This is a genomic window from Mesorhizobium sp. KR1-2, assembly GCF_040045035.1.
In the GTDB taxonomy this organism is placed as follows: domain Bacteria; phylum Pseudomonadota; class Alphaproteobacteria; order Rhizobiales; family Rhizobiaceae; genus Pseudaminobacter.
In genome coordinates this window covers 179,301-192,833 of the sequence record NZ_JBDZDS010000010.1, presented here as the reverse complement: position 1 = coordinate 192,833, position 13,533 = coordinate 179,301, and the positions used below count along the sequence as shown (strand labels likewise).

Below are 13,533 nucleotides of genomic sequence, written 5' to 3'. Positions count from 1 at the left end.
GCAGCGCCCTCGATTGACCCTTTCGCCCAGGTGACGGACGCTTTCCTCGGGCCTGATCGTTGCTTCAGGCCGTTCCGGGACAGCGCAGGAGGAGCGACCATGACCCCGATCGCCTTGCAGACGGTTTCTCCCGATGACGCCGCAGCTTTGCCGGCTTCGATGGAGGATCGTTTCCGAACTGCGATGCGAAAGTTCACCGGCATTGTATCGCTGGTCACGAGCTGCACGGCCGATGGCGAATGGCGCGGCATGGCGGCGACCGCGGTGACCTCCGTCTCGCTCCAGCCGCCGACCTGCCTCATCTGCGTTAACCGAGACACCACGCTCCATTCGGCCGTCCTGGCCTCGCGCCGCTTCTGTATCAACGCGATGCATCAGGAGCATCACGACCTGATGTGGAGTTTTACCAGTTCCAGGCACCGCGACAGTCGTTTCCGGTCCGGCCGATGGCGAGAGGGGCGCGACGGGATGCCGTTCCTCGAAGACGCCCAATCGAACGTTTTTTGCGAGGTTGTCCGCAGTCTGTCCGTCGGCACGCACGACGTGATCCTGGGACGTGTCGTCGAAGTGATGACGCGGCCCGACCACGACCCGCTGCTCTATGGCGACGGCACCTACCTAAAACAAGTAGCCCGCTGAACCGCAAGGGCGGTTTTGCAGGCTCGAACAAGCCGCGATGCACGCTGGGCCGAGATCGCTCCCCCTGGCCGGGGTAATGATTCCTGAAAGGCCGACACAGGCCGCGCCACGGACAAGCAGGACGACATGCGGACTTCCTTCACGCCCGAGCAGCTTCGCGATCCCGAAATCGGGGAGGCAAACGGTATCCTCGAGACTTGCGTGCATTACGGCTTCTGCACCAACACCTGCCCGACCTATGTGCTGACGCGCGACGAGAATGAATCCCCGCGCGGCCGCATCGACCTGATCCGCGAGATGCTCGAACAAGGCGGTGCGCCGAAGCCCGAAACGGTGCGCCATCTCGACAGCTGCCTTTCCTGCCTTTCCTGCATGTCGACCTGTGCGGCCAAGGTGGACTATGCCCATTTGATCGACCGGGCTCGCGTCCATGTGGAGCGGCATCACCGCCGCCCGTTCTTCGATCGGCTAATGCGCGCAAGCCTCGCCACTGTGCTCACGAGACCGCGGCTGTTCCGCGCCGCGCTTGCGCTCGGCCAAGCCGCAAAACCCTTTCGCGGCCTGATGCCGGCCCGCCTCGCGCCGCTCTTCGACATGCTGCCGAGCCGTGCGGCAGGACAGTTCCTCGACCCCGCCGTCTTTGCCGGCACAAGGCCGGCAAGGAAGCGGGTCGCCCTGCTTGCCGGCTGCGCGCAGCAGGCGCTCAACGGCAACATCAACGCCGCGACCATCCGGCTCCTGCAGCGGCTCGGATGCGACGTCGTCGTCGCGACCGATGCGGGATGCTGCGGCTCGCTTTCGCTCCACATGGGCAAGGAGGATGCCGCGCGTGCGTTGGCCCGGCAAAACATCGAGGCGTGGCTGCGGGAAAAGGAGTTTTATGGCCTAGACGCCGTCGTCATCAATGCGTCGGGGTGCGGAACCACGGTCAAGGACTACGGGCATCTGCTGGCGCGCGACACGGAACTGAGCAGTGCTGCGGCCACAATCGCGTCGCTGGCAAGGGATGTCAGCGAGGTGCTGGCCGAACTCGGATTCGCGGTAGCGGACAAGAAGCCGGCCTATCGCGTCGCCTATCACGACCCCTGCTCGATGCAGCACGGCCAAAAGGTGGCACGCCAGCCGCGGGCCTTGCTACGCGAGGCCGGCTTCGAGGTACTCGATATCCCGGAAAGGCATTTCTGCTGCGGATCGGCGGGAACCTATAATCTTTTGCAGCCGGGCACAGCGGCCCAGCTCGGGGCCAGGAAGGCCGGGCATATAGCCAGTACCGACCCCGATATCGTCGTTACCGGAAACATCGGCTGCATCATCCAGATCCAGCGCCATTCCCGGATTCCTGTCGTGCACACGGTCGAATTGCTCGATTGGGCGACCGGCGGGCCGACACCGCCGTCGCTTGTCGGGACAACGCTGCGCGAACCAATTGCAAAGGCAGCAAACCAGCCGTCGTCCACAGGCGCAACCGACCCCGGCAGCCCCGGCTTCTGGTGAGGTATTGGTAAGGAATCTGCGCCGATACTCACCGCTCGTGATACGGACATGAGGGAGCGAACGGTGGCATTTGGATCCATTTCAGCGAAATGCGAGGGCCAATCGGTAGGTCGAGCTGTGCTAGAATTTTCCCCCCGTCCGCTGTGCGGCCCGAAGCTGCCAGTCGGCAACGCGCCCGATGTTGGCCGTAGCGGGCGACTTTGCCACTGCCCATAAGCAGACACTACATGACGTAAGGCTAGGCCGACGGACGAGGTCGCGCCATAAACGGACGTCATTACGCTGGTTGCTCTCGCCGGATCGCTGCAGTGACATACGAGCGGCACATCGTCGTGAGCCGCCCTCTACTTCTCCACCAATCCTGGTCGGCAGCTCCCGAAATCCGCTTATAGCTTATGCGAGTTCATTCCTGCTGGGCATGACCGGAAAGTGTTAAAGACTGTCGGTGATCTGAGGTGGTGGTAAGCCGCACGCACGTTTCTATCTGCCAGATGCTTGAGCTAAACCTTTGCTGATGTTATGGCGGGACAGATCTCGCACGTTCCGTTCACCACAAAGGGCCATGGTTACATCAAGCTCTTTACGGATGATCTCAAGAATTTTTGTCACGCCAGACTGGCCCTCGGCACCAAGGCCATAAAGGAACGGACGTCCAATATAAGTGCCCTTCGCGCCATAGCAGAGCGCCTTCAGCACATCTTGGCCCGATCGAATTCCGCCGTCCAGATGAACTTCCATCTGGTCACCGACCGCATCGATGATGCGGGGCAGCATGCTGATCGATGAGGGCGCGCCGTCCAGTTGGCGTCCCCCATGATTTGAGACGATGATCGCATCGGCGCCGGTCGAAAGCGCCATTGTCGCATCCTCTTCGTCCAGGATACCTTTGAGGATCAACTTTCCGCCCCAACGCTCTTTGATCCAGGCGACGTCCTTCCAGGACAGCTGTGGATCGAATTGTTCATCAGCCCATGCGTTCAGTGTCGCAAGGTCGGTGACGCCCTTTGCATGGCCATAGATATTGCCAAATGTGCGGCGCTGGGTACCCAGCATCTCCAGGCACCAGAGGGGACGCGTGGCCATTTGCCAGATATGCTTTGGCGTGAATTTCGGGGGGGCGGTCAGTCCGTTTCGCAAGTCTTTGTGGCGCTGGCCAAGGATCTGCAGATCAAGCGTCAGGATCAGTGCAGAGCACTTGGCGGCCTTGGCGCGATCAATCAGATCCAGCACGAAGTCGCGGTCCTGCATCACATAAAGCTGAAACCAGAACGGTTTCTTCGTCACCGATGCAACATCCTCAATCGAGCAGATGCTCATGGTCGAAAGGGTGAAGGGCACGCCGAAGTCCTCGGCCGCCTTTGCCGCCAGCATCTCGCCGTTGGCGCGCTGCATGCCGGTCAGACCGGTTGGAGACAGTGCGACAGGCATCGCGACCTTTTGGCCGATCATCTCGCTTTCCAGCGCGCGGTTGGTCATGTCTACCAGCACGCGCTGACGCAGCTTTATCTTTTGGAAATCATCTTCGTTGGCGCGATAGGTGCTTTCCGTATACGAGCCGGAATCCGCATAGTCGAAGAACAGCTTCGGCACACGCCGCCGTGCGCGTTCTTTGAAATCGGCAATCGTCAGTGCATCAGTCATTTCGATCTCCTGACAGCTTGAGGACATGCAACTTTGACGCAAACTGAAGTTGCGCGGCCCGAAAGGATCGGGCCTGTGTCTTTGAGGGCCTTGGCTTGAAAGCGGGACTAATTCGTCGAAGCCATTTGCTGGTCTCGCCTGATCACGTGTTTGGGTGCGTGACTGTCACAGCGCCGCTCGCCCAATTGGGCGCGCAACGGACACTTTGAAACTGCGCATAACCAAGAAATCGATTCCGTTTTTTGGTTATGCACTAGACCAACAGGCCGCACGAGCAGGCGAGGCTGCAAACTCGGACCGGGTCAGCCCCGCAATTGCAGGAACTGCGCTTCATTGATCTCGATGAGAATCCTTTGTCGCATTTCGGCAGCGGATTTCAGCGTCTGGATCAGGGACTGCGGATGATCAAGTACGACCGAGTTCCAGCCATACGCCTGAGCCAGCGCCTGGAAGTTCGGCGTGAAGATAACAACGCCCTGCGGCTCGACACCGAGATTGCGCATATGGGTCTTGATCTCGCCATAGCCGGAATTGTTCCACAGCAGAACGATCAGCGGCGTCTCGGCATCGATGGCAGAGCCCAGTTCCGATAGGGTGAACTGGATCCCGCCATCGCCGATCACGCAGACCACTGGGCGATCCTTAACGCTGAGAGCCGCGCCAATCGCGGCGGGCAATGCGTAGCCAAGCGTGCCGTAGCCGGTAGAAGCGCAGAACCAGGATCTTGGCTGCGGGGCGTTGTAGGCCAGACAACCGGCATAGGCGGGTTGGGTGGAATCGCCAACGATGACCGAATCGGGAAGGGCTTCGCGTATCGCTTCCATGACCTGCAGACCTGCGCTCATCATGGGATCTAGATTGCGACGGACTTCGCTTCGCGCACGTTCAGCCCGTGCCGACCCGTTGCGCTCGCCTATCGGTGTGACAGCAGCGCTCAGCGCGGTAAGCGCTGCGGCCGCATCTGAGATCAGCGCCACATCGGCGCGGTTGCCGCGCATTGCCTGTTCGGGATCAATGTCGATGCGGACAAGACGGCCGTTGAAACCCGGGCGACCGGTTCCGAACGGGTCGAAATCGGTGGGACCCATTTCGGTGCCCGCCGCAATGACCACATCCGATTCCGCAACCAATTCGGCACAGCCCTTCAGGCTGGGTGTGCAGGGCACTGCAAGCGGATGGCCTTCGGGCAGGATGCCCCGGCCGTTCACGGTCATGACAACCGGCGCATCCAGCGCCTCGGCCAGTGCAAGCACCGGTGCCGCAGCGTCGGCGGCACCGCCGCCGACTATGATCAGCGGCTTGCTGGCGCCCTTTGCCAGATCCGCGATCTGGCTGATCGCCGAGGCAATGGGGCCAGGCCGGGTGGGGGCTGCCGCACGCTTGGCCGGGGGCAGGCGGTCCGCATCCTGAGCCATCAGATCGATCGGAATTTCGATATGAACGGGGCGCGGCCTGGCTGAGGCAAACACCGCGAAGGCACGGGCCAGCACCGGCTCCAGCTCTTCCATTTTCCGGATCGTGTGGCTGAAGGCGGTGATCTGTTTCATGAGCTGCCGCTGATCGGGCAGTTCATGCAGATAGCCTTCGCCAGAATCCATATGGCCAAGCGCATTGACGCCGGAAATCACAAGCATAGGCACGGAATCGGCGTAAGCCTGTCCCATTGCCGTTGCGGCATTGGTCAGCCCGGGGCCAGTAATGATGAAGCAGACACCCGGCTTACCGCTTGCCCGTGCATAACCATCGGCCATGAAGCCCGCGCCCTGTTCATGGCGCGGGGTGATGTGGCGGATGCCGCTGCCGGGCAAACCGCGGTAAAGTTCGATTGTATGCACTCCGGGAATGCCGAACACCGTATCGACATCATAGGCGCGCAGCAATTCAACCAGGTATGTACCAAAGGTCTTCATTCAGATTATCTTTCTGGAGCGTGGTAGGTGACCGGCAAGCTCATCTCGCTTGCGACGGATCAGTGGCCGAAGCCCACGATTCCCTTGGTCTCGAGGAATTCCGCGATCCCAAAGGCGCCGTACTCTCTGCCGTTTCCGGATTGCTTGTAGCCGCCGAAGGGGGCGTGCAGATCCCAATCTGGGTAGTTGAGGTTGATGGTCCCGGCGCGAAGCTGCCGCCCGACACGACGCGCCCGATCCAGGTCTGCGCTTTGCACATAGGCTGCCAGACCGTAGGGGGTGTCGTTGGCGATGCGGATTGCCTCTTCCTCGTCGGAATAGGGCATGATCACCAGGACCGGACCGAAAATTTCTTCACGGGCCACGGTCATATCCGGCGTGACATTGCCGAAAACGGTCGGCTTGACGAAATAGCCCCGATTGAGGCCTGCCGGACGGCCAGTGCCGCCAGCCACCAGCTCCGCACCTTCGGCGATGCCGGCTTCGATCAGCCGCTGTATCTTGTCGAACTGAACGCGGCTGATGACCGGGCCTAGCGCGGAGTCCGCGGCTTGCGGATCGCCGACGATGGTTTCCTCGGCTACAGCCTTTGCAATCTGCAGCACCTCTGCATGGCGGTCGCGGGGTACAAGCATCCGCGTCGGCGCATCACAGGACTGGCCGCTGTTGGCAAAGCAGGACGATACGCCGGTGCGGACCGCGCTGTCCAGATCGGCGTCGGGCAGTATGATATTGGCAGACTTGCCCCCCAGTTCCTGCGACACGCGCTTGACGGTATCCGCTGCGAGCTTGGCTACATTCACGCCCGCGCGGGTTGAACCGGTAAACGAGATCATATCTACGTCGGGATGCGAGGAAATCGCTTGCCCGACATCCGGGCCGGTGCCGTTCACAAGGTTGAAACCCCCCTTTGGAACCCCGGCGGCGTCCAGAATCTCGGCAAAGAGGATGCCGCTCAGCGGTGCAATCTCGCTGGGCTTGAGAACCATGGTACAGCCTGCAGCAAGGGCAGGGGCCACCTTGCAAACGATCTGATTCAGTGGCCAGTTCCAGGGGGTGATCATGCCGACGACGCCAATGGCGTCATGCACGATGCGGGTACTGCCGCGCTGATGCTCGAACTCATAGGCTTCGAGCGCCTCAATAGTCGCCATCAGATGCGCCTGACCGGCATAGGCCTGCGCCTCGCGCGCGAAAGCGATGGGGGCACCCATCTCGCGGCTTACGGCCTGAGCGATGTCTTCGTAACGCGCGTTGTAGGCATCAAGAATGCGGCGTAGCAGGGCAAGGCGTTCGGTTTGGCTGGTCCGCGAAAATTCCGGGAAGGCCCGTCGTGCGGCCTGAACGGCGTGGTCCACATCCGTGGGCGTGCCGACAGCGATCCGTGTGAATGCCTCTTCCGTTGCGGGATCAATGACTTCCAGCGTGGTCGTCGTAAACGGTTCGACCCAGCCGCCATCAATATAAAACTGAAGCTCATGCCCCATTGCGATCCATTCTCCTCTCTGGTCAGAATTTTTATGTCTGTCAGCGGCGCCGGCGCCGTTTTTTAGCGCGCGTTCCATCCACCATGCGCGCGTTTATACGCTTCAAGAGCCGGATAGATGTGGCTGACACAGGCCTTGACGAGGCCGTCGCGATCCTGGTTGATGAGCGCATCAATCATGCTGCGATGCTCTTCTCGCGATTGCTGAAGCATGACAGGATCGCCTATGGCATAGCATCGGATTGCCGTTGCCCGGGTCCAGGATGTTTCAATCGCTTCGGCCAGAAAGCGGTTGTTGCTGGCTTTGAACAGGGTCTCGTGGAAGACGTTATTCAGAGCGGCCGTTTGTTTCAGATCCATCCGGTCGACGCAGTCGGAATATTCGGCGTGGATACGCTGTAGTTCTTCAATCAACTCTTGCGGGGCCGGCAGAGGAATTCTTCGGGCAGCTTCGGCCTGAAGGATGGCACGAAACTCATACAGCTCATCGACCTCTTCGACGGAAAAATCGCGCACCACGACGCCGCGGTTCGGACGGCGCGTCACCAGCCCGCGTTGCTCCAGTGTCGACATCGCCGCCCTGACCACATGTCTGCTGACGCCGAACTGTTCGCTCAGTTCTTCCTCAACAAGGCGTTCCCTTGGGCGCAGCCGGCCAAAGACGATCGCCTCGTGGATCGTCTCGACTACTTCAGTTTCGGATTTCTGATTGGATTGTTGGCTCATGTACGTCCCTCCGCTTGAGCTTCGGACGGGGATGCTAGCCGTGTTGAGTGGTGTTGGCGATCATCACGATTCGCCAGCCGACACACATATTCTCCGATCGCAAGTGAAGCGGTGATACCTGGTGATTCTATGCCGAAAAGATTGATGAGCCCAGGGGTGCCGTGTTCCGCGCCCGATTGGATCATGAAATCTGCAGCCGGGGTGCCCTGGCCGTGAAGTTTCGGCCTGACCCCACTGTAGTCCGGTGTCAGCGCGCCCGAGGGCAGGCTCGGCCAATAGGTGCGGATTGCCTCTTCGAACAGCGGCAGAAGGCTTTCGTCGACACCATAGTCGATATTTTCTACCCATTGCACATCTGGCCCAAAGCGGGCCCGCCCGGCAAGATCGAGCGTCAGGTGAACCCCCATCCCGCCGTTGGATGGCATCGGATAGACCAAATGCTTGAATGGTGGGCGGGGCGCGAGTTTGAAGTAATTTCCCTTTGCCAGATACTGACGCGGGATCGCATTTGTGGCATAGCCTTCGATCAAAGAGGCCACCCGTTGCGCAGACAGGCCAGCGCAATTCACGACCGTGCGGCACGACAGCACCGACTGACCATCCTGATCGATCAGCAGCGAGACGCCGCGATCCGTCACCTTGCCGGCGATGACAGTGGCACCGAGAATGAGCATGCCGCCCGAGTTCTCCAGATCGCCCTGATAGCTGAGCATCAGCTCATGCACATCGACGATGCCCGTCGAGGGAGAAAGCAGGGCGGCATGGCATTCCAGATCAGGCTCCAGCGCGCGCGTTTCCGCCCGAGAAAGCATGACAAGATCGGATACACCGGCACCGATCGCGTTCTCGTTGATCTGGTGCAGCTTGGAAATCTGATCTTCGCCACAGGCGACCAATAGCTTCCCCAGCCTCGCGTGGCCGATGCCGCGCTCGCGGCAATAGTCATAGAGGGCGGCCTTGCCCTCTATGCAAAGCTGCCCCTTCAGTGACTTAGGCGGATAGTAGATGCCCCCATGAATGACTTCGGAATTTCGCGAACTTGTTGCGGAGCCGATCATTATCTCGGCTTCAAGAACAATGACTTCACGTCCGGACAGTGAAAGCGCGCGAGCAACGGCAAGGCCCACGACCCCTGCGCCAATCACCACGGTGTCGACCCGCTCTTCGCTGTTCGTATTCCATTCCATACGCAAACCACCTCGCTGCAGGGTGGCTTCTACACAACCGAAAGATAGTCGACAAGATCATTGACAAACTTGTCGACAATTTTGTAGCACTGCCGCATCAAAGGCTTTCAAGTGCGAAGGGGGAGGATATGAGCATGGGGTTGAGTAGCTGTGGCGCGTTGTTGGAGCCACTTGCCATTGGTGGCGCCCTGCTGAAAAACCGCATCATGTCCACCGGCCATGACACGACACTTCCGACTGAGGCTTTGGTGAATGACGCATTGATTGCCTATCAGGAGGCTCGGGCCCGCGGCGGTGCGGGCTTGATCATCGTGCAGGTGGCTGGGGTTCATGAGACTGCCCGCTACACGAATCACATCCTGATGGCATCGCGCGATGATTGCATACCGGGCTACAAGCGGTTGGCAGAGGCCGTGCATGCCCATGGCACCACGATTTTCGGGCAACTCTTTCATCCCGGTCGCGAGATCACCGAAGCCCAGGGTGGGTTGCTTGCCGTGGCCTATGCGCCCTCTGAAGTGCCCAATGAGCGCTACCATGTGATGCCGCGCCCGCTGTCGCAGGCGATGATCCGCGAGATCGTGTCCTGTTTTGGGGATGCGGCGCGCCGCCTGCAGGATGCTGGTCTGGATGGCGTCGAGATCGTGGCCAGCCACGGCTACCTTCCCGCACAGTTCATGAGCCCGCGCGTAAATATCAGGACGGACATGTATGGCGGCAGCCTGGAAAACAGGTTGCGCTTCACGCGCGAAGTGCTGGCTGATGTGCGGGCCAAGACACGCGAAGGATTCGTCGTCGGTCTACGGATCTCGGGCGGCGAGCGTGACCAGCAGGGCATCACCTCCGATGAGGCGCTTGAATCGATCAAGGCCCTGGAAGGGGAGATCGATTATGTGCATGTCGTCTCGGGGACCTCAGCCTCCAGCGGCGGTGCTGTGCATATCGTTCCTCCGATGTCCATCTCGAACGGCTATCTCGCCCCTTTCTCGGAAAGGGTGAAGAAGCAGGTGTCGATCCCGGTCTTCGTGACGGGCCGCATCAACCAGCCGCAGGATGCCAATGCCATCATTGCGGCGGGGCAGGCGGATGTTTGCGGCATGACGCGCGCGCTGATCTGCGATCCGGAAATGCCCAACAAGGTTATCGAGCAGCGGCTTGATGATGTGCGGGCCTGCATCGGCTGTAATCAGGCCTGCATCGGTCACTTCCACAAGGGTGCGCCGATTTCTTGTATCCAGCATCCGGTCACCGGCCGCGAGCTTGTCTTTGGCAAGATGCCTGCGGCAGAGCAGCGCAAACGGGTGATGGTCGTCGGAGGCGGGCCGGCCGGTATGAAGGCGGCTGTCGTGGCTGCCGGGCGTGGTCATGACGTAACCCTGTTCGAGGCGTCCGGTCGTCTGGGCGGTCAGGCGCTGCTGGCCCAGCTTCTGCCCGACCGGATGGAGTTCGGCGGCCTTGTCACCAATCTTGAGCGCGAGCTTGAGCTGGCCGGGGTCGAGATTCGACGCAATAGCCCGGTCGATCGCGCCGTAGTCGAAGATTTCGCGCCGGATACCATCATTCTGGCCACCGGAGCGCTGCCGTATTATCCGCCGATGGAGGCTGGTGGCGACCTCAAGGTCGTCGATGCCTGGGACGTTCTCACGGGCAAGGCGAATGTTGGCGGGTCGATCGTTGTGGCCGATTGGCGCTGTGACTGGATTGGCATTGGCATGGCCGTGAACTTCGCCCGCAACGGCAGCCGGGTTCATCTGGCGGTCAATGGCACGATCCCGGGCGAAACCATCCCGGTCTATGTCCGCGACCAGTCCAATGCCGAACTGCGCAAGCTTGGCGTGAATGTCATCCCTTATGCCCGTCTCTATGGCCATGACGATTCAACGGTTTACCTGCAAGACACGGTGAACGACGAGCCGATCGTCTTGGATGAGGTTGACGCTCTGGTCCTGTGCACGGGCCACCGCTCGGTCAGTGATCTGGCGACTGCGCTGGAGGGCTATCCTGCTCAGGTTCATGTCATCGGCGATTGCCTGTCCCCGCGTACCGCGGAAGAGGCGATCTACGATGGTCTGCGCATCGCTGCGGGGATTTAGCAGGGGTGATGGCAACAGCCACCGCGTCTGGGGAGGGGCGTTCTTCGATGGCGGCCACAGCAATGCGAGAGATTATGCAAGCAGATCATAACTTTGGCTCTGGAAAAGCAGCAGGCGCCGCCGGCCTGAACGGTCAGAAGCCAGTACTCCTTGGCGTGCGTAACGTCGTCAAGCAATATGCAAGCGTTTACGCGGTCAATGATATCAGCCTGGATATCCAAGAAGGAGAGTTCCTGACATTGCTTGGCCCTTCGGGGTCGGGCAAGACGACTCTTCTTATGATGATCGCCGGCTTTGTCGCGCCGACATCGGGTGAGATGGTGATGGCAGGCGCGAATGTCGCCGCCTTGCCGCCTGAGAAGCGCAACTTCGGCATGGTGTTTCAAGGCTATGCCTTGTTCCCGCATCTGAGTGTGTTTGACAACGTGGCTTTCCCGCTGCGCCTGCGCAAGTTGCCCAAAGAGGTAGTGCGGGAGAAGGTGCTGGCCGCGCTGAAGCTGACCCATATGGATGCTTATGCCAATCGCATGCCCAAGGCGCTTTCGGGAGGCCAACAGCAGCGGGTCGCGCTTGCGCGTTCCATGGTCTTTGATCCGAAGGTCCTGTTGCTGGACGAGCCCCTAGGCGCATTGGACCGGCAGCTTCGCGCCAGCCTGCAGGATGAGTTGAAAGCGCTGCACCGCCGGCTAGGGTCGACGTTCATATGCGTCACGCATGACCAGGAAGAGGCGATGTCGATGTCGGACCGCGTCGTCGTTATGCGGGACGGTCGCATCGTCCAGGTTGGTGAACCGGCGGTCATCTATGCTCGCCCGCGCACCAGTTTCGTCGCGAACTTTCTGGGCGAAAGCAACATTCTGAACGCGTCGGTCGTCGCCATGGAAGGCGAGCGGAGCGTGATCACTCTGTCCGGTCGTCAATTCGTGGCGGACGGCGCGGAGACGGGGATAGGCGAGGCCTGCCTGAGCATCCGGCCCGAGCATGTCGCGTTCGAATTTGTCGAACCGGCCCAAGAAAACGGCGATCTCCTGCTCGAGGGGAGTGTCACGGATGTGACGTTCGTCGGGGCGGACTACCGCGTTCAGATCGCGACGGATGCGGGCGTGATCATTTCACGCCGGCGCACCTCAGAAGTTCCAAGAGCACCCTCCCAGGGCGATCAGGTCTGGGTCCGGTGCAACGCCAGCGCTGTCTGGCGGGTCGTAAAAGATTAGCAAATCGCATGAGGGAGGAAGAAATGCGACCGACTAGGTTTCAGACGTTAAAGGCCCAGCAACTGGGCGTTGCCAGCAAGATGCTGCGCAACGAGCTAACCCGCCGCAATTTTATCAAAAGCTGTGCGGTGGCTGGTATTGCCCCAACGCTTCTTGGGCTGACCGGCCGGAAAGGCTGGGCCGAAGCACGGGAAATCATTCTGTCGAATTGGGGTGGGGATTCGGGCAAAGCTCAGGAACAGGTCTTTGCACTTCCCTATACCGAGAAGACGGGCATCCCGATCCATGTCGACACCAGCCCGCTGGAAGGCCGTATCAAGGCGATGGTCGATGCCGGCAATGTCATCTGGGATGTGATGGATATCGACAATTTCTCGGCGATCAAGCTTGGAAAGGAAGGCTATCTGCGGCCCATCGACTACTCGATCGTCAACCGCGATACCGTTCCAGGTACCTCGTTTGATCATGGCGTCGCTGCCTACGTCATGTCCTATGTCATCGCTTACGACAAGTCGAAGTTCCCCGATGGCCCGCCGCAGACCTGGGCTGATTTCTGGGATGTTGAAAGGTTCCCCGGCAAGCGCGCGCTCTACAAGTGGCTCACCGGCGCACTTGACGCTGCGCTACTGGCGGATGGCGTGTCCAAGGAGCAAGTCTACCCCATCGATATTCCGCGCGCCTTGGCCAAGATCGAACAGATCAAGGATCACCTAGTGTATTGGGATTCCGGCGCCGAAAGCCAACAACTTCTGCGCAACGGCGATGTCTCGATGGCCTGTATCTGGAGCAGCCGAGCCTTCGCCCTGGAGAAGGAGACCGAGGGCCGCATTACCTTCCACTGGAACGAAGCCGTGGCCTATGGCGACACCTGGAGCGTTCCCAAGGACAATCCGGCTGGCGATCTGGTCTGGCCCTTCATCGCCTCGATGCAGGACGTCGATAAGCAGATCGGTCTGCTGGCGGTGAATGCGGCGGGCCCGGTCACGACGGAAGCCAACGGCCAGGTTCCAAATGATCTGCGGCGGCTTAATCCGACCGATCCGGAGAACTGGAAGCTTCAGGTCCTGATGGATGCGCAATGGTGGTCGGAAAATTACGACGACGCATTGGCGGCCTATACCGACTTGATTGCTGGCTAAGGAC

10 protein-coding genes are annotated in these 13,533 nt (G+C 60.3%); 5 read left to right on the top strand and 5 right to left on the bottom strand.

Annotated elements, in window-relative coordinates; translation table 11 throughout:
- The first annotated feature begins 99 nt into the window (after positions 1-99).
- Together ABLE85_RS19595 and glcF are read left to right on the top strand one after the other, a co-directional pair.
- On the top strand, positions 100-639 hold the full coding sequence (locus tag ABLE85_RS19595; RefSeq protein WP_348794388.1) for a flavin reductase family protein: 540 nt from the start codon (positions 100-102) through the stop codon (positions 637-639).
- A 126-nt stretch (positions 640-765) separates the two neighbouring features.
- Positions 766-2,133 (top strand): glycolate oxidase subunit GlcF, encoded by a 1,368-nt coding sequence (gene glcF, locus ABLE85_RS19590; protein ID WP_348794387.1) that lies wholly within the window; start codon positions 766-768, stop codon positions 2,131-2,133.
- A gap of 480 nt (positions 2,134-2,613) precedes the next feature.
- Here glcF and ABLE85_RS19585 read toward each other — a convergent pair whose 3' ends face one another.
- The 5 genes from ABLE85_RS19585 to ABLE85_RS19565 form a co-directional block, all read right to left on the bottom strand.
- Positions 2,614-3,774, bottom strand: a complete 1,161-nt coding sequence (locus ABLE85_RS19585) for an alpha-hydroxy acid oxidase (RefSeq protein ID WP_348794386.1) — start codon at positions 3,772-3,774, stop codon at positions 2,614-2,616.
- A gap of 302 nt (positions 3,775-4,076) precedes the next feature.
- Positions 4,077-5,684, bottom strand: a complete 1,608-nt coding sequence (locus ABLE85_RS19580; RefSeq protein ID WP_348794385.1) for a 5-guanidino-2-oxopentanoate decarboxylase — start codon at positions 5,682-5,684, stop codon at positions 4,077-4,079.
- Between the two features lie 59 nt (positions 5,685-5,743).
- Entirely contained in the window at positions 5,744-7,171 is a 1,428-nt protein-coding gene (locus tag ABLE85_RS19575) for an aldehyde dehydrogenase family protein (RefSeq protein ID WP_348794384.1), read from the bottom strand.
- Positions 7,172-7,233: 62 nt separating this feature from the next.
- On the bottom strand, positions 7,234-7,896 hold the full coding sequence (locus ABLE85_RS19570; RefSeq protein ID WP_348794383.1) for a GntR family transcriptional regulator: 663 nt from the start codon (positions 7,894-7,896) through the stop codon (positions 7,234-7,236).
- Entirely contained in the window at positions 7,893-9,083 is a 1,191-nt protein-coding gene (locus tag ABLE85_RS19565; protein ID WP_348794382.1) for an NAD(P)/FAD-dependent oxidoreductase, read from the bottom strand. The genes ABLE85_RS19570 and ABLE85_RS19565 overlap by 4 nt, the downstream gene beginning before the upstream one ends.
- A 134-nt stretch (positions 9,084-9,217) precedes the next feature.
- Here ABLE85_RS19565 and ABLE85_RS19560 point away from each other — a divergent pair, with 134 nt between their 5' ends.
- Genes ABLE85_RS19560 through ABLE85_RS19550 form a run of 3 tightly spaced genes read left to right on the top strand, consistent with a single transcriptional unit; the run spans position 9,218 to position 13,529 of the window.
- Positions 9,218-11,176: an FAD-dependent oxidoreductase gene (locus ABLE85_RS19560; RefSeq protein ID WP_348794381.1), complete on the top strand. Its 1,959-nt coding sequence runs from the start codon at positions 9,218-9,220 to the stop codon at positions 11,174-11,176.
- A 47-nt stretch (positions 11,177-11,223) separates the two neighbouring features.
- A complete protein-coding gene (locus tag ABLE85_RS19555; protein WP_348794380.1) occupies positions 11,224-12,390 on the top strand; it encodes an ABC transporter ATP-binding protein in 1,167 nt (388 codons plus the stop codon).
- A gap of 8 nt (positions 12,391-12,398) precedes the next feature.
- Complete coding sequence (locus tag ABLE85_RS19550; RefSeq protein ID WP_348794379.1) at positions 12,399-13,529, top strand: ABC transporter substrate-binding protein; 1,131 nt, start codon at positions 12,399-12,401, stop codon at positions 13,527-13,529.
- Positions 13,530-13,533 lie beyond the last annotated feature (4 nt).